Source organism: Litorivivens sp., from assembly GCF_041625495.1.
GTDB lineage: Bacteria > Pseudomonadota > Gammaproteobacteria > Pseudomonadales > Spongiibacteraceae > Litorivivens.
In genome coordinates this window covers 1-21,047 of sequence record NZ_JBFJTH010000035.1, presented here as the reverse complement: position 1 = coordinate 21,047, position 21,047 = coordinate 1, and the positions used below count along the sequence as shown (strand labels likewise).

General features: G+C 55.0%; 18 protein-coding genes, 1 tRNA gene and 1 pseudogene. 7 read left to right on the top strand and 13 right to left on the bottom strand.

Translation table 11 applies throughout. The features are described from left to right. Positions 1 to 51: 51 nt before the first annotated feature. Positions 52 to 127: transfer RNA gene (locus ABYP39_RS06225), tRNA-Ala, on the bottom strand. A gap of 76 nt (positions 128 to 203) precedes the next feature. Next, positions 204 to 1,694: a glutamate--tRNA ligase gene (gltX, locus tag ABYP39_RS06220; protein ID WP_372781622.1), complete on the bottom strand. Its 1,491-nt coding sequence runs from the start codon at positions 1,692 to 1,694 to the stop codon at positions 204 to 206. An 80-nt stretch (positions 1,695 to 1,774) separates the two neighbouring features. Here gltX and dusA point away from each other — a divergent pair, with 80 nt between their 5' ends. From dusA to ABYP39_RS06200, 4 genes are all read left to right on the top strand, one after another. Beyond that, positions 1,775 to 2,779 carry a tRNA dihydrouridine(20/20a) synthase DusA gene (gene dusA / locus ABYP39_RS06215; protein WP_372764009.1) on the top strand — a complete coding sequence of 335 codons (1,005 nt, stop codon included), beginning with the start codon at positions 1,775 to 1,777 and terminating at the stop codon, positions 2,777 to 2,779. Between the two features lie 24 nt (positions 2,780 to 2,803). Further along, a complete protein-coding gene (gene tal, locus ABYP39_RS06210; protein ID WP_372781620.1) occupies positions 2,804 to 3,751 on the top strand; it encodes a transaldolase in 948 nt (315 codons plus the stop codon). Next, a complete protein-coding gene (locus ABYP39_RS06205; RefSeq protein WP_372748554.1) occupies positions 3,751 to 4,203 on the top strand; it encodes a TerB family tellurite resistance protein in 453 nt (150 codons plus the stop codon). Before tal ends, ABYP39_RS06205 begins: the two co-directional genes overlap by 1 nt. 177 nt (positions 4,204 to 4,380) lie before the next feature. Beyond that, entirely contained in the window at positions 4,381 to 5,556 is a 1,176-nt protein-coding gene (locus ABYP39_RS06200; protein WP_372748555.1) for a diguanylate cyclase domain-containing protein, read from the top strand. A gap of 27 nt (positions 5,557 to 5,583) precedes the next feature. Here ABYP39_RS06200 and ABYP39_RS06195 read toward each other — a convergent pair whose 3' ends face one another. The 4 genes from ABYP39_RS06195 to ABYP39_RS06180 all read right to left on the bottom strand — a co-directional run bounded on the left by ABYP39_RS06195 (position 5,584) and on the right by ABYP39_RS06180 (position 9,857). Then, positions 5,584 to 6,129 carry a hypothetical protein gene (locus ABYP39_RS06195; protein ID WP_372748556.1) on the bottom strand — a complete coding sequence of 182 codons (546 nt, stop codon included), beginning with the start codon at positions 6,127 to 6,129 and terminating at the stop codon, positions 5,584 to 5,586. A gap of 10 nt (positions 6,130 to 6,139) precedes the next feature. After that, positions 6,140 to 8,410 carry a molybdopterin cofactor-binding domain-containing protein gene (locus ABYP39_RS06190; protein ID WP_372781618.1) on the bottom strand — a complete coding sequence of 757 codons (2,271 nt, stop codon included), beginning with the start codon at positions 8,408 to 8,410 and terminating at the stop codon, positions 6,140 to 6,142. Beyond that, on the bottom strand, positions 8,407 to 8,886 hold the full coding sequence (locus ABYP39_RS06185; protein WP_372748558.1) for a (2Fe-2S)-binding protein: 480 nt from the start codon (positions 8,884 to 8,886) through the stop codon (positions 8,407 to 8,409). Before ABYP39_RS06185 ends, ABYP39_RS06190 begins: the two co-directional genes overlap by 4 nt. 197 nt (positions 8,887 to 9,083) lie before the next feature. After that, positions 9,084 to 9,857, bottom strand: a complete 774-nt coding sequence (locus ABYP39_RS06180; protein ID WP_372748559.1) for an SDR family NAD(P)-dependent oxidoreductase — start codon at positions 9,855 to 9,857, stop codon at positions 9,084 to 9,086. Between the two features lie 210 nt (positions 9,858 to 10,067). Here ABYP39_RS06180 and ABYP39_RS06175 point away from each other — a divergent pair, with 210 nt between their 5' ends. After that, positions 10,068 to 11,093, top strand: coding sequence for an AraC family transcriptional regulator (locus ABYP39_RS06175; protein WP_372749987.1), 1,026 nt, complete (start codon positions 10,068 to 10,070; stop codon positions 11,091 to 11,093). Here the strand turns inward: ABYP39_RS06175 and ABYP39_RS06170 are convergent. Together ABYP39_RS06170 and ABYP39_RS06165 are read right to left on the bottom strand one after the other, a co-directional pair. Continuing rightward, positions 11,065 to 11,799, bottom strand: a complete 735-nt coding sequence (locus ABYP39_RS06170) for a class I SAM-dependent methyltransferase (protein WP_372749986.1) — start codon at positions 11,797 to 11,799, stop codon at positions 11,065 to 11,067. The genes ABYP39_RS06175 and ABYP39_RS06170 overlap by 29 nt on opposite strands. 165 nt (positions 11,800 to 11,964) lie before the next feature. After that, the gene (locus ABYP39_RS06165) at positions 11,965 to 12,255 is read right to left on the bottom strand and encodes a hypothetical protein (RefSeq protein ID WP_372749985.1); all 291 of its coding nucleotides are present in this window, start codon (positions 12,253 to 12,255) and stop codon (positions 11,965 to 11,967) included. A 113-nt stretch (positions 12,256 to 12,368) separates the two neighbouring features. On the opposite strand from ABYP39_RS06165, the gene ABYP39_RS06160 reads away from it, so the two are divergent. Further along, positions 12,369 to 13,307 (top strand): LysR family transcriptional regulator, encoded by a 939-nt coding sequence (locus ABYP39_RS06160; RefSeq protein WP_372749984.1) that lies wholly within the window; start codon positions 12,369 to 12,371, stop codon positions 13,305 to 13,307. 226 nt (positions 13,308 to 13,533) lie between these two features. Here ABYP39_RS06160 and ABYP39_RS06155 read toward each other — a convergent pair whose 3' ends face one another. The 4 genes from ABYP39_RS06155 to ABYP39_RS06140 form a co-directional block, all read right to left on the bottom strand. Further along, the gene (locus tag ABYP39_RS06155) at positions 13,534 to 15,087 is read right to left on the bottom strand and encodes a long-chain-fatty-acid--CoA ligase (protein ID WP_372781616.1); all 1,554 of its coding nucleotides are present in this window, start codon (positions 15,085 to 15,087) and stop codon (positions 13,534 to 13,536) included. A gap of 66 nt (positions 15,088 to 15,153) precedes the next feature. Then, entirely contained in the window at positions 15,154 to 16,284 is a 1,131-nt protein-coding gene (locus tag ABYP39_RS06150) for an acyl-CoA dehydrogenase family protein (protein WP_372781614.1), read from the bottom strand. 9 nt (positions 16,285 to 16,293) lie between these two features. Beyond that, a complete protein-coding gene (locus tag ABYP39_RS06145) occupies positions 16,294 to 17,472 on the bottom strand; it encodes an acyl-CoA dehydrogenase family protein (RefSeq protein ID WP_372781612.1) in 1,179 nt (392 codons plus the stop codon). 147 nt (positions 17,473 to 17,619) lie between these two features. Continuing rightward, entirely contained in the window at positions 17,620 to 19,812 is a 2,193-nt protein-coding gene (locus tag ABYP39_RS06140; protein WP_372781610.1) for a tetratricopeptide repeat protein, read from the bottom strand. 111 nt (positions 19,813 to 19,923) lie between these two features. Between ABYP39_RS06140 and ABYP39_RS06135 the strand changes: the two genes are divergently transcribed. Then, the gene (locus ABYP39_RS06135) at positions 19,924 to 20,727 is read left to right on the top strand and encodes an enoyl-CoA hydratase/isomerase family protein (protein WP_372781608.1); all 804 of its coding nucleotides are present in this window, start codon (positions 19,924 to 19,926) and stop codon (positions 20,725 to 20,727) included. Here ABYP39_RS06135 and ABYP39_RS06130 read toward each other — a convergent pair. After that, positions 20,724 to 21,047 (bottom strand): annotated as a pseudogene (locus ABYP39_RS06130) (hypothetical protein); the annotation flags it as partial. The gene ABYP39_RS06135 and the pseudogene ABYP39_RS06130 sit on opposite strands and share 4 nt — an antisense overlap.

The following is a 21,047-nucleotide window of genomic DNA, read 5'->3' as shown; positions in this document are numbered from 1 at the left end:
CAGACTTGCACGGAACGTGCAGAGAAAAACTTCAGACACAATCAGAAGATTTGGTGGAGCTAGGCGGGATCGAACCGCCGACCTCTTGCATGCCATGCAAGCGCTCTCCCAGCTGAGCTATAGCCCCCCACGCGAGAAGGTGCGCATCATAAGCAGACTGCCTTTGCCTGTCAACTCGAATACGCCCCTCACCCGCAATTTTTTCAGCGACTGATTTCCTCGTAGCGTTTTTCCAGCTTTTTCAGCTTTTTCTTACCTACACCGCCTAACAGATCCAGCGCGTTGCGCAAGCGTGCACGGCTCATATCCGGCCCCAGAACCACCATCGAATCGAACACAGAGATCGACGCCGTGGTACCGGCCACCGCAATAAACAACGGCGCGACAAAATCTTTCATCTTAAGCTCCATTGCATCAGCCACCGCTGTCAATGAAGCAAAGATCTCATCGCGATTCCATTGGCGAAGATTGTCCAGTTGCCATACGCAAAACTGTAGCAGCTCCAGCAACTGATCCTCTTTCACCGCCAAACCGTCAAAGCTGGCAGCGGATAGCGGCAGCTTTCCCGAAAAGAAAAAAGCGGCTAGTGGCGCGAGATCACTAAACGTTTCCATTCTCGCTTGCGCGTGAGGCAAAATCTCCAGCAGCCTATCGCGATTAAACGCCCAGTCGTGAAGCCGGTCAGCCAACTGCTCAAGACTCAACTCTTCGCGAATCCACAGGCCGTTTAGCCAGGACAGTTTCTCCACATCAAAGATGGGACCGCCAAGGCTCACGCGCTGAATATCGAACGCGGCAATCATATCGCTGAGGGTGAATTTTTCACGCTCATCGGGCATCGACCAGCCCATCCGCCCAAGGTAGTTCAGCAGGGCTTCAGGCAGAAAACCCATCTTCTGGTAGTAAAGGATACTGGTCGGATTCTTACGCTTGCTCAACTTGCTTTTGTCCGGATTACGCAGCAGTGGCAAGTGGCAGAGTTGGGGCATATCCCACTCAAAATACTGGTAGAGTAACTTGTGCTTTGGCGCGGAGTTAATCCACTCTTCGCCACGGATCACATGGGTAATCCCCATCAGGTGATCGTCCACCACATTAGCCAGATGATAGGTGGGCAGCCCATCAGATTTCAGCAGCACCTGGGCATCTACCTGTCCCCAGTCCAGCTCCACGTCACCGCGCAACATATCATTGATAACGCAACGCCCCTCCTCCTCTGGCACAACCATACGAACGACATAGGGATCGCCGTTAGCCTCGCGTCGTGCAACCTCGTCCTCGGGCAACTTTAGGTCGCTGGGCTTCAACGCACTGTGCTGGCCGGCTTCGCGGCGGGACTCACGCAGGGCATCAAGTTCCTCAGCAGTTCGATAGCATTTAAAGGCATGACCCTTTGCCAGCAATTCATTCACATGTTGCTGGTAGATGTCGCTGCGCTCACTCTGACGATAAGGCCCTGCCTCGCCCCCCACATCCGGGCCCTCATCCCAATCCAAGCCTAGCCAACGCAGGGAATCCAGAATCGCCTGCTCGGACTCCGGAGTTGAGCGCTGCTGATCTGTGTCTTCCACCCGCAACAGAAATTCACCGCCATGCGCCTTGGCGAAACAGTAGTTAAACAGAGCGATATAAGCGGTTCCGACGTGCGGATCGCCTGTGGGAGATGGCGCTACTCGGGTGCGTACTGCGGTCATAATGATTCCTGTTGCCGAATTACATACAATAGGCGGCGATTATACGTGTTCACCTCTCGCAACTCATCCGGTAACTGCTTGTGTCATCCCCTGAAATAGATCGTCGTTTCTGCGTAGCCCCCATGATGGACTGGTCCGACCGTCATTGTCGGGTGTTCTGGCGCCAGCTGACCGAGCAGGCTGTCCTGTATACCGAAATGGTCACCACCGGTGCCCTGCTTCACGCGGAGCCAGCACGGTTTCTGGACTACGACGATTGCGAGCACCCGGTGGCACTACAATTGGGAGGCAGCGACCCAAGCGCACTCGGGAAATGTGCACAAATGGCTCAACAATGGGGCTACGACGAAGTTAACCTCAATTGCGGCTGCCCTTCTGACCGCGTACAAAACGGCAGCTTTGGCGCCTGTTTGATGGGCGAGGCCAATACCGTCGCTGAAGGGGTAAAAGCCATGCGCGACAACTGCGATATTCCCGTTACCGTAAAACACCGCACCGGTATTGATGATCTCGATTCCTATGCCTTTCTCTGCGACTTTGTGGGCACAGTGGCCGAAGCCGGCTGTTCGGTCTTTATTGTGCACGCGCGCAAAGCCTGGCTCAGCGGCCTAAGCCCCAAACAGAACCGGGAAATACCCCCACTGGAATACGACAAGGTCTATCAGCTCAAACAGGATTTCCCGGCACTGGAAATCATTATCAATGGCGGCATCCACACAACCGAAGAGGCAAAACAACACCTCAACCATGTCGACGGCGTAATGATGGGGCGAGCCGCCTACCAAAACCCCGCCGTGCTATGCTCAGTAGACCGAGAATTTTATGGCTGCACAGCGCAGCAGCCGAGCCCAGAACAGGCTATCGACGCGTTTTATCCCTACGTGGCAGCACAATTGGCTAATGGCACTCGCCTCAACCATATGACGCGACACGTGCTTGGGCTGTTTAACGGTCAGCCCGGAGCACGGCAGTTCCGACGCCACCTGTCGCAGAATGCACACAAGCCCGGCGCAGGTCTTGAGGTGTTAAAAGATGCCGTCAATTGTCTCAACAAACCACCACATTTGCGGGTACACTCGGGGTAACCGCCTGATAAATAATGGAAGATTATGAGTAACAAGCTCGATCAATTACGACAATTCAGCGATGTAGTTGCCGACACGGGGGATATCGTTGCCATCAAGCGATTCGAACCCCTCGATGCGACCACCAACCCCTCACTGTTGCTCAAGGCCGCTTCACTGGACGACTACCAGCCACTGATTCGCGAGCATGCAGCAGCGCTAAAACCCGGCAGTTCCACCGAGGATATGCGCAGCACTGTAAACCGTCTGGCCGTGGCAATAGGCAGTGAAATAGCCGCCATTGTGCCGGGCCGCGTATCCACCGAGATTGACGCCCACCTGTCCTTCGACACACAAGCGACCATCACCCAGGCCAATGAGATTATGAATCTCTACGCCGAACGCGGCATCGGCAGGGAAAAAGTGCTGATCAAAATTGCATCCACTTGGGAAGGCATCAAGGCTGCGGAGCACCTTGAAAAGCAGGGAATCAACTGCAATCTGACGCTGCTGTTCAGCTTTGATCAGGCGCGCGCCTGTGCCGACGCCGGCGCCACCTTGATATCACCCTTTGTTGGCCGTATCTATGATTGGTATAAGGCGCGCGGCGAAGCCCAAACCAATCCCGATGAAGACCGCGGCGTACAGTCGGTCAAACGTATCTTCAATTACTTCAAAGCCTACAACTATAAAACGATTGTGATGGGCGCGAGCTTTCGCAATACCGGACAGATTGAAGCACTTGCGGGCTGTGACCGGCTGACCATCAGCCCTGCCCTACTGGAAGAACTCAGCCTGAACGAAAACCCGCTCTATCAGCGATTGTTCGCCGACAATGCGAAAAGCGACGATGAGCGCTGCGCGGTAGACGAAGTCGCATTTCGCTTCCGCCTCAACGACGATGCCATGGCCACCGAGAAGCTGGCAGAAGGTATTCGCCTGTTTGCCGCTGATCAGCGCAAACTGCAGAAGCTGCTCATGGAGATGTCCTGATGCTCAAGCAGCTCAGTGATTTTTTCCGAGACAAGCTTAGCCCTACGTCAGGTGACGACCGCGACCACCGCCTTCGTCTGACCAGCGCGGCACTGCTTATCGAGTTATCAAAGGCCGATTTTGAGCAGAATCCGGAAGAACTCGAGGCTATTCGCGCCCTGCTGCGTCGCGAGCACGATATCAGCGAGCAGGAGATCGACGAGCTGATGCAGCTCGCCGAGCAGCAGTTCCAGGAAGATAATGCCTACCACCCTTATACAGCGCTCATTAACGAGCACTATAGCCCCGAACAGAAATGCCAGCTGCTGGAAACCCTCTGGCAAGTGGCCATGGCGGATGGCGAAGTATCAAAATACGAGGATCACCTCATCCGCAAGATTGCCGATCTGATTTATGTTCCGCACCGGGACTTTATCCAAACAAAACTTAAAATCACCGAAAAATCAACGTAATACATCTCCGACCTCTGCAACAAAAGTGTCACACTAACCACAGTTTTAACGACGTTACCAAAAATTAGCGACACGATGTCGACAACAAAACCAATCGTTAGATTTCAAACATCACACTTTAGGGTAAACTGCACAAATAATACGCGACGACAATAATATGCTGGGAAGGATCCTGACTTGGAAGTACCGTCTACATCACCCATGGCACAGCGCCTATCAAGCATAGCCGAGCGCCTGTTGCCGCCATCCATCAGTCGCAGTGGCGAGTACTACCTCAGGGGCCATCTACTACTCGCACTGCTGTTGCTGAATATAACCTTTTGTTTTTTGACGATCCCGGTCTACCTGATACTGATCGGCTTTAACAGCGTGCTGCTTCCCATCGCGATGGCAGTAGACATTATCTGCCTGGCAGGCTACTTGCTGGCCCTATATATATTAATAAAGCGCGGGAATTTCGCACTTTCAGCACACATTACCTTTGGCGTGCTACTGGCGGTAAACATGCTCGCCACTCAGCTCAGCGGAGGGTTTATAGAATCACCGGTGCCGCAACTCACACTTTTCACCCCCATATTTGCCTTTGTGCTATTTGGCATGAAGCGCGGTATTGTCTGGCTGGCCATTACCGTTTTGCTGTGCCTGATCTCTCTTGTGCTCAGCCACTATGGCTTGCTCTCGTACCAATTCATCCCTGAGCAGCAGACACGGCAGACACTGGAGATCATCTGTTTTTTTGTGCTGATCTTTATGGGGACCACGGGCCTGGTGTTCTACGAATGGATGTACCGCGACTTACAAAACAAACTAAAGGAAGAACGCGACAGCTACGTCTATCAGGCCAGCCACGACATGCTCACCGGCCTGCCCAACCGCTTTCAGTTCTTTGAATATTTTGAACGCACCCTGGCTCGCGCCCGCCGTCATAAACAGAGCTTTGCGTTGGGCTATATCGACCTCGATGGCTTCAAACCCATCAATGACAACTTTGGACACCACACTGGTGACGTTATTCTGGAAACCATCGCCCAGCGTCTGAACGATGTTATTCGGGGTGAGGATATGGTCGCCCGTTTTGGTGGTGACGAATTTACACTGCTGCTCCCGGACATTACCGACCGCTCGGCGGGCGATACCGTGCTGAAACGTATCAACGAGGTTTTGGCCAAGCCCATCGTAGCGGATGAACAAACGCACCGCGTGACAGCGAGTATCGGCGTCGCCCTGTTTCCGGGCGACGGCGATAGTGTCGATGAATTGTGCCGCAACGCTGATATCGCGTTATATCGAGCCAAAAAGAAAAACAACACCTACTGCTTTTACGATGAGATCGCTGTGCCGGCACAAGCTTGACTTAGCCACTCAGGTGAAATACTTCGCTCATGGGCAGGGCGCCCCGGCATCGGCCCAGTCCTCGAGGTAGGAGACAAATTCCGCATGCGGGTATGGTGGTAGCGTGCGGTCACCGCCCGGTGACCAGCCCCATAACACCAAAGCATCCACTGTCATGTGATGCACCAAATCCGAGACACTGCGATTGCCGTTTTTACTGCGATCCAACAAAGCTTCACACAGCTGAGTATCATCAAGATTTTCCCACCCCATACTCAGCGGTGCCAGATGCCAGTGCGGTGCGCCAGGCACCTTGCCGTCCGCTACATTGCGATCTTGGTGACAGGCGTTGCATTGTAGTGTTGGCGCGCCGTGCCCATCCTTACCCCTAACCACGAGCTGGGCATGACGCAAACGCTGGTCGGTCTGCCGGGGAAAGTTGGTAACCGTGTGACAATTCATACAGCGCGGATGCCGCAAAACCTCGGCTATCGGTCCAAATGCGTGCGTAGACGCCCCCTGAGCCAACACCGAGCCGGGCACGATGGTGAAATACAGAGCGCTCAGTACAGCAGCAGAAAACAGATTTCGCACTACGACCTCCTTAATCAAATGCCAACCGCGCATGGCGCGACAGAGGTAACACCGGATAAAGCTCTCCGGTGGCGCTGGAAATCGCATTGGCCAGAGCCGGCGCCACACAGGGCACACCCAACTCTCCGACACCACCGGGGTGCTCAGTTGACGGCAGAATACGAGTTTCTATTTGCGGTGTCTGGTACATGCGCAAAACCTGATAATCGTGAAAGTTACTCTGTTTCACTTCACCATTATCAAGCGTTATTTCACCAAACAGAGCTGTAGAAAGCGCGAACACAATACCGGATTCAATCTGCGCTTCCACAAGATCCGGATTGACCGCCGTGCCACAATCCACGGCACTGAAAATACGTTTCAAGGTTACCCGGTCGCGCTGCGCCTCGGTGACAACCTCTACCTCAACAACCTGCGCTATCACACTGGCATAAGAAGCAAAAACGGCAATGCCGCGGTGAACATTCGCGGCAGGAGCACTCTCCCAGCCCGCCATGTCTGCAACGGCATTGAGCACCGCCAAATGGCGTGGCTTGCTCTGCAACATGCTGCGGCGCTGCGCTAGCGGGTCCTTGCCGGCAGCACGCATCACATGGTCAAAAAATGTTTCCACAGCGTACACATTGGTTGCGTTTGCGACCGAGCGCACCCACAACACTGGCACCCGGTTAAGCACCGCATGGGTATCGACATAGACATTTGGAATGTCGTAGGGCATTTCCGTCGCCCCCTGACTGGTCTGAACCTCCTCGGTCACCAGACCAGTTACCGCTTCTACCAGAGGGCTTATCAACAAGGTCTGGCTCGCTACCCGGTGCGACCAGGCCTGCACATTCCCCTGCGCGTCCAGTGACGCCTTCAGCTTGCAGGCTGTGTAAGGACGATAATAACCACCACGAATATCATCTTCCCTGGTCCAAACCACTTTCAGCGGCCTGTTTACGGCTTTTGCAACATGGGCCGCTTCCTGGATATAGTCAAAGTTGAGGCAAGCGCGGCGCCCAAAACCACCACCGGACAGCAGGTTGTTAAACTGCACTCGATCTGGCGTCAAACCAAGTATGGTTGCAGCAACCAATTGATCCATATCGGGCCATTGGCTACCACACCAGATTTCACAACTATCGCCCCGATAATCAATGGTCACATTCAGGGGTTCCATCGGCGCATGCGTCAGGTAGGGAAAGTGAAAATCCGCTTCCAGTGTCTGGGCTGCGCCCAAGTGCCCGAGTTCTCCCAACTGATCATTGCGCACGGGTAAGCCGGGCAGGCTATTGCGGTTGTCAAACTCAGCAACCAGGTCATCGGTCGAAAGGGTTTCGCCGGCACTGGTCAGCCAATTGGCTGTAATAACCTTGCGCGCCTGCTCTGCCGCCCAGAAATTTTCGGCGACCACAGCGATACCTGACGGCACCCGGTGGCTGCCGATAAAGCCACTAACGCTGTAAGCAGCGCTATCGTCCCAATCAAGCAACGGTGCACCAAACACAGGCGAGCGCATCACCATCACGGTAACCATGCCGGGAATTTTGAAATCGAATCCGTAATCCAGAGAACCGTCTGACTTCTGCTTTGCGTCAAGACGCTCCTTGGATTGGCCGATGATTTTGAAAGACGCAGGATCTTTCAGCACGGGAGACGACGGCGGTGTTTTGTCGGCAGCTGCTGCCGCCAGTTCGCCGTAACTCAAACGCCGCCCCGAGGCGTCGTGAATAACAAAGCTGTCTTCGGTGCGCAGACTACTGACAGGCACATTCAGTTGATCCGCAGCGGCCTCCATCAGAATCGCCCGAACGGCCGCGCCTGCGCGCCGCTGCGAATCGTAGTAACCGCGTACCGTGGTGCTGGCCGCAGTGATCTGCAAACCAGCCTGATCCAAGTCCCCCAAGCCACCTTCAGCCTGCCAAAAGGGATTGCCGTAGGTAATAGCGGAGGCTGGCGATTGCTCCCAACTCACCCGAGTCCAGTCTGCATCCAGTTCTTCAGCAACTATCATCGGGACGGCCGTCATCGTGCCCTGTCCGATCTCGGCTGCACCGACAATGATCGTGACAAAGTTGTCGGCGCTGATACGAATAAAGGCGTTTGGTGTCCAACGCTCAGCATTGGGGTCCGGCTGAGGCTCGGGTTCGCGTTCCGAACCACCACCGCGCCCCGGATTGTTGCCCGAATCACGCGACCGGCTGCTCCCAGAATCCCATTTGCAGGCTACCAGCAAGCCACCACCAGCTATCGCTGTCGCTCGAAGAAAATCGCGTCGCGGCAGTCTGCTCTGTTTCATGCGAACCCTCCCGCCGCCAGTTCGTGCACTGCCTTGCGAATACGCGGATACATTCCGCAACGGCAGATATTCCCGGACAAGGCCTCGTCGATATCCTGATCGCTCGGCCGGGGTATCGCCTTGAGCAAGGCCACCACTGCCATAATCTGCCCCGATTGACAGTAACCACACTGCGGTACATTCAGGCTTTTCCAGGCACGCTGCACGCGGACACCCAGAGCGGTTTCGTCAAGCGCTTCAATGGTGGTCACGGATTTTCCGGCGACGGCCTCTACCGGGGTGACGCAGGCGCGCGTAGGCTGGCCATCTACATGCACGGTGCAGGCACCACACAGCGCCCTGCCACAACCGTATTTGGAGCCAGTAAGGTCCAGCTCGTCACGCAACACCCACAAAAGGGGCTTATCGGGTTCGACGACCGGCTGCTCGGCCCGCCCATTCACCGTCAAGGCGATCGTTTTCTTTTGTTCGGCCATGCCCACTCCACACCTGCTTTCACTATGACCCGGTGCTGCGCCCCGGTTAGCCACATTAAAACTGCGCCATATGCTAGCGGTTCACATAGCATGTTGCCAGTAAACACATCTCACTCTACGGAAAAATCTGCTCGTTAGATGAAAAAAAACCGGCACTGATTAGCGCCGGTTTTTTTATTTTTAAACAACTAGTTGCGTTAGCGAGGCTGCATTCGGATACCGCCGTCAAGACGGATGCATTCGGCATTCATATATTCATTTTCGGCGATCATGACCGACAGATGGGCGATCTCCTCAGGGCGGCCCAGTCGCTTGGGATTGACCACCGCCGCCTCCAGCGATTTATAAGCTTCTTCCGGCAACATTTCAAACAATGGCGTGTGAATCAGCCCCGGCACAATGGTATTTACCCGAATGCCGTAGGACGCCAAATCACGCGCCATCGGTACGGTCATACCCACCACACCGCCCTTGGAAGCACTGTAAGCCACCTGCCCTATCTGGCCCTCGTAGGCTGCCACCGAGGCGGTATTGATAATCACGCCGCGCGCATTGGCATCATCGTATGGGTCATTTTTTGCCATCTGTTCGGCTGCTAGGCGCGCCACATTGAAGGTACCCACCAGATTCACATCAATCACCTGCTTGTAGGCATCCAGCGGAAAAGCTCCTTTTTTACTGAGGGTTTTGATGGCATTGCCGATACCGGCGTAGTTGTTACATATATGAAGCGCGCCATAGGTGCTCATTACACCGTCTATCGCGGCCTGCACAGAGTCCTCATCCGATACATTGACCTTGTAGAAACTGACGTTTTCGCTCCCCAATTCAGCAATAATGGACTGGCCGCGGTCTTCATTCAGATCGAAGATTGCCACCTTGGCCCCTTTCGCCACATAGGCCCGAACGGTTGCCTCGCCTAGCCCAGATGCGCCCCCGGTAACAATTGCGACCTTGCCTTGAATATCCATAAATATCTCCTGAAATCAGTTAGTTTTGACAATAGAGTGAGGCTTGGTCAGCCGCCCGTCGAGCGCACGGCACCGCCTCTAAATTGCGGCCTTAGCGTCGCTCTGACGGCAAAAACAAACAATGATAGACCCTGACATCATATTGACATTTTCTTACAAGTGGCGATGCTGTACTTTAGTGAAATCATCAGGCTCGGAGCGCTGCCCACTGTGAACAGCCGTACCATCTCCATCTGTTTTGTCCGATCAATGCTGTCACATTGCCCGGAGCATCAGCGTGCGGAACTGTTTCGTCGGGCTGGTCTTGCGCCTGATATTATTCAGCAGGACAAAGCGCGAATATCGCCCGCCCAGTTTGCCCAGCTCAGCCGCTCGGCTATGAAAGTTAGTGGTGATGAAGCCTGCGGCCACTATCCGGGCAAGCTCAAGCTGGGCACCTACCGCTTATTGGCCCAGTTTGTGTCGGAGGCAAAAGACCTTCGTTCTGCCATAGCTCGCAATATTCAGTTTATCGACATCCTCGAAACCGGCTATCAACCACACTTCAAGGAAGCGGGCCGCAACGCGCATTATCAAATACAACCCGAGGCCGGCTGCACGGTTAGTCCCTGGGTGGTGGAGCAGCACCTGATGCTCACCCACCGCTTTATGAGCTGGCTGGTGGGCACCCCCATCCCCCTTAGCTATGTGGGATGCCATTATCCTGCGCCACCCCATCGCGACGAATACCACTTTCTATTTTTCAGCCCGATGCGTTTTGAACAAGCGCAGAGCGAATTGGTGTTTGAATCGCGGTTACTGGATTTGCCGGTTGTAAAATCCCACGACGATCTCGAAGCACTGGTGCGTCAGATGCCCTACAACCTGTTGTTTATGCCCAGCCACCAGAAGAACTATACCGACCAGATTCGCCGATATATCCGCAAATCCCTGCCTAACAGCCCAAGCTACGAGCAGATCTCGGAATCGTTGGGGCTGACACCGCAAACCCTGCGCCGCCGACTGCGCGATGAAGGCTGCGATTTTCGACAGATTCGCAATGAATTGCTGCGCGATATGGCCATTGACTTGTTGCAGCAAAGCGACGCCAGCGTGCAGGAAATTTCTTATCAGCTGGGCTTTTCCGAGCCCAGCGCCTTTATTCGCTCATTTCGAAACTGGACCGGCGTGCCGCCCAACCACTACCGACGCCAGGAAGCCGCCCAATTCAAGGCCGATAGCGTACAATCACCGTGAGCGGCCAACGCACGTCGCGCTCCCCTTCAGGCCACAAGCGCATAACATCGCCCTCGATCAACGCAACCGGGTCATAGCCTTCAACACGCTGACAATTCTTAACCGCCGACCAGGTACGCAAGTAACCTAACAAGTGTTGCGGCGTCCAACGGGCACGCATCGCAAAATCATCTAGCACTGGCCCCTGCCACGGAATGGGGATATCCACATAGGCATTTTCAACGTGGCGACGCTCTGTGTCCCAGAATTTCCCTACCGCCTCTGAGTAGAAGTCCCGGATCAGCTCATCGATATCCGGCGCAATCGACAACAGGTTATAGGTGAGCGCGACAAACAGCCCGCCAGGCTTTAACACTCGTTCAATCTCCGAAAAAAAGGGATCGAAGTTGAACCAGTGTAGCGCCTGGGCAACCAGAACCACATCACAGCTGGCCGAGTGCAGCGGCGCTGCTTCCGCTCTGCCGGCCAGATACTGGACATTCGCGCAAGGGCGAGCCTGAGCCACTTGCGGCAGGCTGAGATCGGTGGCAATCACTTGACGAAAATGCTCGGCCGCCAGCACCGATGCTTGCCCGGTACCACAACCACAATCCCACAGCAGGTCTGCACCGGGCGCCAAACTGGCTAACTTGGTAAATAGCGCCGCTGGGTATACCGGCCGATATTGCTGATACTTGTCTGACGCGAGGGAGAAACGGTCTTTCATGCGATACCTCCTAGAGCTCACATAGAGCCTACTCAGGAACGGCCGCCACCGCTATCCACTGTGCTTATAGCACCTATTCACCGGCACAAAAAAGGCCCTCCGAAGAGAGCCTTTGCGAGTGGGCTATTGCCCAAGCTCCGTAAGGGAGCTCCTGGATGGTTCGGTTCAACTCTGGCGCGTCAGGGCGAGAATCTCTCCGGTTTTGGTGTTTAGCTCACAGGTTGCGTCAAAAGTACCACCGGCTTGCGGGAAGATCTGAAGGCGAACCTGTTTCGCTGACCGCGGGCCTGACACGCCTTTAAACTTCACACGTGTTGGCTCTTCCTTGGCGAATTCGCTCAACGCGCCGGCCTTACATATGCTGGCCATTTCAGAAACACCTGTGCCGGCCATGGCAGGTGCGGACAACAGAATAGAGGTCGTGATGGTCGCTGTCAGTTTGAGTAATGTGTTCATGTCCCTGTCCTCAAGTGCTTAGTGTGAGTGGCGCTTGTGTCTGCCACGGGGAACACGTTACTATGTGCGCACATACACGAGAATAGCCGTTTTGGCAGAATTGGTGTGCAGACATGCAGAACCTGGATTGGAACGACATACAATACTGCCTCGCGGTAGTAAAAGAAGGATCGGTCACTGCGGCCGCGCGTTCACTGGATGTTAATCACACGACTGTGTCGCGTCGTATCACCGCGCTGGAAAAACAATTAAATGTGCGCCTGTTTGACCGTTCCACCGCAGGTTGGCTGATTACCCCGGTGGGTGAATCAGTGTTGAAGTCCGCCGAATCCATCGCCGAAGAAGTCAGCAACATCCAGCGCCAGGTACTGGCCGACAGCCAGGAACTCAGCGGCATCCTCAAAGTGACTGCGGTAGATCTCACGATCCAACGAGTTTTACAGCCGGGAATAAAAGCCTTCTGCGAAAAATATCCCGACATAGCTATCGAACTCATTGCCTCTGAAGACCCTTTCAATTTGTCAGTGCATGAAGCCGACATTGCCTTTCGCGTAACCAATGATCCACCACCGAATGTGCTGGGCAAGAAAATTGCTGATTTTGCCTATGGGGTCTATGCCACTCATGAACTTGCGGAGCGTATTGCCAAAGGCAGTAAAGATGTGGGCGCTATACTCTGGTTGCTAGATCAGAGACGCCCTCACCCGCAATGGAAAGAAGAAAGCTTTCCGGAGCTGCCTGTGCGTTATCGCGTTAACTCACTGAATGTAGCTTATGAGCTGACTCGCCACGGCCACGGCATTGCCCAGCTGCCTACTGGACTGGGTGAGCTCGACCCGCTGTTAACAAAAATCCCCTGTGAGCATGTTGATCAACCCATGGGGTTTTGGGTGCTGTCACATATTGATTTGCGCACCACCGCGCGCATCCGTATATTTCGGGATTTCATGCTAGAGGCGATTGCACCTCGAATTCCCATGCTGGAAGGAAAGGTCTCTGCCAAAGACTTGGACGGCATTGACGTTTACGGTGAGTTCGTCTCAGAAAAATAACAAACAGGAATCCGTCATGCCCACCACTTACTGCTGCCAGGATTGCAGCTATCAGGGCCACAATTTCAGGCAGGGTCGTTGCCCTGCCTGTGGCTCTGCCAATATCAGCCGCCGTAACAAAAGTGATACCGAAAAGCCTCGTGGCCCACTCAGCCTGATCATTTGTATTGCACTGTGGATTATCCTTGGCGCTACGTTAATTCGGCGTTTTTTCTAAGCAGTGCGATCAAGCGCTGGCCGACATTTTCTCGCGAAACAGTTCCCGCAAATCTTTCTTCAGGATTTTTCCGGTTGGGTTGCGCGGCAACGCCTCAACATAAGCCAGTTGTCGCGGAATTTTATAACCCGCGAGTTTACCTCTGCAAAACGCCACCAGTTCATCTGGCGTCAGCTCAGCAGCCCCACCGCTGACCAACACAGCAAAAGGCACTTCGCCCCACTTCTCGTCCGCAACACCAATCACCGCTGCGTCCTGAATCTGCGGATGCCCCATCAAGATATTTTCAAGCTCTGCCGGGTAAATATTTTCCCCGCCGGAAATGATCATGTCTTTTACCCGATCCTGAATATAGACATACCCTTCGTCATCCATCCTGCCCGCGTCGCCGGTATGCAGCCAGCCATCGACAATGGTTTTCGCAGTGGCATCGTCGCGCTTCCAATAGCCTTTCATCAATTGCGGACCACGTGCCACAATCTCGCCAATTTCGCCCGGCGGTAGCGGATTACCCTGCTCATCTACCACCCGGATTTCTGTGCCGAATACTGCACGTCCGCAGGAGCGCAGCAAATGCGGTTTATCAGCTAACGCGGCGCGATGATCATCCGCAGTCAAGAAAGTTAGCGCCAGTGTTGCTTCGGTTTGCCCATAGCCCTGAATAAAATCACACTGGAATATATCCATGCACTGTCGCAGCAGGTCTTCCGCGATCGGCGAAGCACCGTAATTGATCGTATGGAGGCTGGAAAAATCTCGCTCGGCGATATCAGGTACGCAAATAATCGAAAACTGTAGCATCACCGGGATCACCGCCGTGGTATTGATCTTCTCCTGCTCGAGAGTTTCGATCATACCCACCGGATCGTAGTCACGATGGATCAGCATTGTGCCACCGTAAATCACCCCCATCAGCGCGCCAACCAGCCCCACGGCATGAAACAGCGGGGCAACAACCAGCCCTTTCTCGCCGACGCGGTGTCCTTTGCCAGTCGTCATGGGCGACTGATAGGTCACCAGCAACACATTGCGGTGCGTAATCAAAACGCCTTTGGGTAAACCCGTCGTGCCACTGGTGTACATCTGGAACAGCACGTCATCGCCGCCGGCTCGCGATTCACATATCGGCTCGCCCTGCTCTATCCAGCTGACAAATTCTGGGGCCTGGCTGCCACTGTCGTAGCACACGCAGGGCTGGGCACGCAGATAATCTCCCCGCAATGGGTCGAACTCTGCATCAAAGAACAGGTGTTTGATTTCCGCATCGCTGGCGATGAATTCCACTTCGGGCTGGGTAAGCCGATAGTTTAATCCTACCGCGACAGCGCCAAGGCGGGCACAAGCAAGGAAGGTGCACAGGTTATCGACCGAATTCTTGGCCAGAATACCCACCCGATCGCCGGCTTCGATGCCAGACGCTTCGAGGGCGCCCGCAATGCGGTCAACCCGTTGTTTGGCCTGGGCAAAGGTGAGCGACTGGCGGTCGTCGCTGGCCAACAGTAGTTCACCCCGCGTACGGGCATGAAAATCCAGGTGATCGGTCAAGCTGTAAAATAGCGACATACTCGCTTCCTCGCAGTGTTTTAATTATTAGGCTGCCAGCTAACTTGCCAATGCAGGCGAATTTAATCAGGCCGCATAGCGCAAGGTACAGTAGCGACGCCGGTGAATCGATGCGTCACCAAAGGTCACGTCAATCATCATCAACCGCTTGAGATAATGACCAATATTCATCTCATGTGTCACCCCCATCCCACCGTGCAACTGAACGGCCTCCTCCGCAACACGACGACCGTATTTTCCCACCATCGCTTTAAGCGCGGCGATTGCCTGGGCCTTATCGTCACTGTTGTCAGATACCGCGCACAAAGCGCTCACCAACATGGAACGACACTGCTCAGTATGCATAAACATATCTACCATGCGGTGCTGCAGCGCCTGAAACTTGCCAATGGGTTGACCAAACTGCTTGCGCGTTTTGCTGTATTCAACACTCGCTTTATACAGGTAGTCCATCGCGCCAACGGCTTCGGCACACAAAGCCACCACGGCCTCATCGACCACCGATTGCAGTAATGGGAACGCGTCTTCTTTCAGGCAGGCATCCGCCGGCAACTCACAATTGTCGAGTTGTACGTTGAGTGCTTCACGCCCATCCATCAGTTTCAAGCGCTGTGTGCTAACACCGCTGGTGTCCATCGGCACGGCAAACAGACTGATACCCTGAGATGCATCTGCTTCACCGTCGGTACGTGCTGATACAATCAATACATTGGCATCGGCATTACTCACCAGCACTTTTTCGCCGCTGAGCACATACCCGTCGCCACTGCGCGAGGCGCTGGTCTGGCAGTGGTTCAGGTTGCAACGGGTCGTTCTTACCTGCCACGCACCCGCAGCCTGCAACTCGCCACCCATCAGCGGTGTGAGGTACCGTTCGCACAATGCAACATTTCCGCTACGTGCGAGCAGCTGCCCGCACAACAATACGGTATCCACAAAAGGCTCCAGTACCAACGCCTGTCCAAAGGCCTCCATGACGATCGCAGACTCGACAATCCCACCGCCATAGCCACCCAGCTCCTCACTGAATGGAATCGTCAGCCAGCCAAGTTCGGCAAAAGTTTTCCAGTGATCCGTACTGAACGCCGCTGACGCATGCAACAACTGTTCGCGCTGCTGCGGGCTATATTGGCTAGCGACAAATTTCTCCACGCTGTCTTTGAGTAGTTGCTGCTCTTCAGTGAGAGAAAAATCCATGATGACCTCCTACAGCCCTAATCCAAATTTCGCAATAATATTGCGCTGCACTTCATTGCTACCGCCGTAGATGGTGGTGGCACGGCCAAACATGTATTCGCGACGTGCCACGTTGCCAAATTCGTGGCCGCTATGAATGCCGTGATCCTCATCTGGCAACACACCACCATAGGCCGCGGCCACGTTCCAGAACAGGGTTTGTACCGCCTGTTGGCAATCGGAACCCTTGAGTTTCAGCAATGAGGATTCCATGCCGGGAGCCCCCCCTTTGTCTACCGCATTTAAAACGCGTAGCTCCAGATATTCCAGAGAGGTAACCTCCATTTCCAAATCGGAGAGCTGGGCCTGAAAATCGGGATCGGCCAACAATGGACGACCACCGTGACTTTCCTGGGCCGCCAGTTCCCGGATGCGCTTGAGGGTTCGTTTGCAATAGCCAACCCCTGACAGAGCCGTGCGTTCATAGGTAAGAAGGGCCTTAGCATAGGTCCAGCCCTTGTTTTCCTCACCGATTCGGTTTTCCACCGGCACGCGTACATCCGTAAAGCTCACTTCGTTTAGATGATGCTCATCGTCGATGGAGATAATGGGAGACACGGAAATGCCCGGGGATGTCATATCGATTAGCAGGAAGCTGATGCCTTCCTGGGGCTTTCCTTCGCTGCTGGTACGCACCAGACAGAAAATCCAGTCCGCATGCTGGGCATAGGTGGTCCAGATTTTGGTGCCGCTGACGATATAATCGTCCCCGTCGCGCACCGCGCGCGTTTGCAGTGCCGCCAGATCAGAACCGGCGCCAGGCTCGGAGTATCCTTGGCACCACCAGATGTCGCTGGATTTTGTCGGTGGCAGAAAACGCTTCTTTTGCTCATCGGAACCAAAACTGTAGAGCACAGGCCCCACCATTTTGATGCCCATCGGTACAACATCGGGCGCACCGGCAAAAGCCATTTCGTTGACGTATATACTTTTCTGGGTCGCGCTCCAATCACACCCGCCATGTTCTACCGGCCAACCGTTAGCAGCCCAGCCCTTGGCGTCGAGTTTTTTCTGCCACTCGATCATACCGGCCTTGAACGATTCCGGGTGGCGGATTTTAGCCGCCAGTTCAGGCGTGTATTCACGCTGCATAAATTCGCGAACGCTTTGCTGAAAAGCGCGCTCTTCCTCTGTAAATTTGGCGTGCATATGTCCCCCTGCCATTTGGCCCATTACCTGCAAGCATCCCGCTAGCCACTCAGGGGGACAATGACCGGGAATGACATCCGGTTGACAGTTTGTTACAGGTTTTTGATCGATGACGCCAAAAGTTAATCTCGCTCTGCTTTCAATTGCTTATGGGCGATTGTGCAGCCAGCGCGCCCAGGTTTGAGCGGTTGTATTGGCGGGCTCGGCAGCCAGCCACGTCTGCAGCAGTGCTTGCGCGTCAGCCTCCCGCCCAGCCTTGAGCAAGTAGCGCAGGAGAAGGTCGCGGCTGCGATCAGAAGCATCACCGACAGATTCGAGCCTGCGGAGTATCGCAATGGCTTTATCCAGCTCTCCCGCATTTTCAAGCGCAACGGCGTAGGTGTACGTAAAATCACTGCGCCGTGGCGCCATGTCTACGGCCTGCGCCAATTCCCTGAGTGCCGACCCATAGTCTTTTTGCCGAATATGGTAAAGGCCCAGCTGATAAGCCGCCTCGCCCGATTGCGGATCCACGGCACGGGCACGCTCCAACCACTCACGTTCATCGGCGTGATCGCGTCGCAGAGCCGCAATCTGCAGATAGGGATAAAGGAACTCCGAATCCAGCTCAATGGCGCGCCGGTACAGCGCAAGGGTTTCTGCATCTTTGCCCTGTGCCGCTCGGTAATTGGCGAAATTGCTTGCCATTTGTGGGCTATCCAGGTTTGCCAGCATCAGAGTTTCATACTCCTTGAAGAGCCTGCTCAGCAACTTTCGGGTTTGCGCGTCAACTTTGTCGGGCACCGCACCCGCCAACACCGGTGCCAGCTCCATCCTGACCGCACGATTGGTTTCCGACAACATTGGCTGAAGCAGACGCCAACGCTCGGCTGGCGCGAGAGGAAATAGTTGGCGAACTGCCGCCGCCCGCACCAATGGCGAATCGTGCGCCAGCTTGCCGAGTAACACTTCGCGTTCGGATTCAGCCGCAGGTGAAAGACGTGACAGCAGACTCGCCTCTCGGATAGGCGGAAAATAGCCGCTGTCGATTCGGTGTAAATCTCCCGGCGACATCGTTTTGGTCAGCGCCCGCGCAAAGTGACGCGCCTGCATGGCAGAAGCGCCGGGCAAGCCTGGCAAACGCTGGCTCAGAAACTCGGCACCGGCTTTCGCGTGACAGGTGCGACAGGGGTCAGGGCTGCCAAGCGCTGCACTGAATTCAGGATCGGGCACCCCAAAGCGATGATCTCGCCTCGGGTCCACTCCCATATAGGTTGTAGCCGGCATATGGCAGTCGACACAATTCACCGATTCAGGCTGATGCTGATGGTGTTTACGCGCTGCAAATTCCTCTGCCTTGTGGCATTGCGTACACACACCATCACCGTCGGCACGCAAAGCCGCTGTGTGCGGCTCATGGCAATTACTGCACACAACACCCGCCGCGTGCATGCGGCTTTGCAAAAACGAGCCGAGCACAAAGACCTCGTCGCGAATCTGACCATCGGCGAAATAATGCGGCGGCGTAATCAACGTTGGCATCGCGTGGTCAAACACAGGCGACTGCGGATGCCATTTTCCAACCGACTGACGACGACTGTGACATTGCGCGCAACTGGACAGCTGCGCGCCGGTGGGAGGGAAATCGCGACGGGCAATGGGGCTGTCTTCAAGCCACTGCCACTGTCCCCGTTCACCCAGGCTGGCCGCAAAGCCAGCACCGCCTGTATTTGGCTGCCCGCTCTCCAGCCACTGCAAATGCCCCGAACTGTCGCCGTGGCAGGCTTCACAGCTGACATTAATCTCATCGAACCGGGTATTGAAAATTCTGGTCTGAGCATCGAAGTTTTTTTCAAGCCGAGTGGAATGGCATTCAGCGCAAGAAGTATTCCAGGTAAAACCCGGGTGATCCCAGTCGAGATCCGATTCCAGCGCAAACCAGCGCTGACCACCCTCTTCTTTCGGCCGTGTGTCCCAAGCTACCGGCAACGCCTGATAGCGCCCCTGTGGTAAGCGGGCCAGATACTGCTGAAGCGGGTAAACGCCGAAGGTGTAATCAACCGGGTAGATTTCTGCGCTCTCACCGATGCTAATCTGAACCTGATAGCCGGCCGCCGTTGCCACAAATCGAAAATCGCGGCCGTTGTAGCGAGTCGCGCTGCCATCAAACTGCGCAGCCACATTTTCTTTCGTTGCCGGGAGCATCGCCTTGGCATGGTGCGATTGCTGCCATTGCGCAACCTGCTCTGCATGGCAGCCGGCACACTCACTCTTGGCCAATGCGGGCGCGTGGCAAAGCAGTAACTGGAGACCCAGCGCAACCAGACCACGCCAACCATACCTTAACCGACCAACCGCCACAGACCACCTCAATTACAGGGCAACCGGGCTGTCAGAAATGTCATGGTAACCGGCTGCAAATGCTGCCAACCTTAGCAAAATACTGAATCTAAAACAGCTGCGAGACATGTCATGACCGGCGCTGCCCCATTATTGTTCGAACGCTACGGCCATGTGGCACTGATCACCCTAAATCGGCCAGAGGCCCTCAATGCCTTTACCGGCGACATGGGAGAACTCTGGAGCGAACGGTACCGGGAGTGCGACCGTGACGACAGCATTCGTGCGGTAGTGGTAACCGGCAACGGCCGAGCATTTTGCGCTGGTGCAGACATGAGTAGCGGTGCCGATAGCTTTGATACACACGACAGTGCCAATTTCAGTTCCAGTCCTGTATTGCCCGCTTGGAAGGTACGCAAACCAGTGATCGCCGCCATGAATGGCCACGCGATCGGGCTGGGTTTCAGCCTGGCATTACAGTGCGACTTTCGATTCGCAGCGACCGATAGCAAATACGGGTTAATCCAATCCAGACGCGGAGTCCTGGCCGACGGTTGTTCCCACTGGCTGCTGCCACGCCTGATAGGCGTTGAAGCCGCGATGGAAATGCTTGTATTGGGACGAACGCTCACCAGTGACGAGTTGGCCGAGAAAGGTCTGGCACGAGAAATTCTGCCCGCTGCACAGGTATTGCCGGCGGCCTTGAGTTTTGCCGACGAAATTGCGTCGCAAAGTTCACCACTAATCGCCGCCATGTCCAAGCGCCTGCTATGGGACGGTCTGGGCATGTCACTTGACGCGATGGATGCCAAAGAGAGTCAATGGCTGCAACACACCATGGGCAAAGCCGATGCGATTGAGGGCGGCCGTGCGTTCGCCGAACGCCGCGCGCCGCGCTGGCAATCGCAGGTTAACAGCGACTGGCCGGAAGGTTAGCCGTATTTTTTCTCGTGCCGGCGCAAGGTTTTTTCTGCTCGCGACAGCGCTTCCAGAACCTGTTTTGCAATGCTACCCGGTGTCGCGCCACCATCAAGTAACGTTGCCGAGTGAGCCGCACACAGATGTTGTGCGTCATGCCATTGCTCAGCCAGTTGCGTAGCCCAGAGCCGGAAATCGGCGCAGGCTCCAGCGCGTTTCTCCAGGGTTTTTGCCAAGGTTAAGTGAAAACTCACATTGGGTTTGCGTACTTTGCCGACAATACCTGGCAACTGAATGTACATCAGCGTGTCGTCTACGTGCAGCGTTCTGGACGCCTT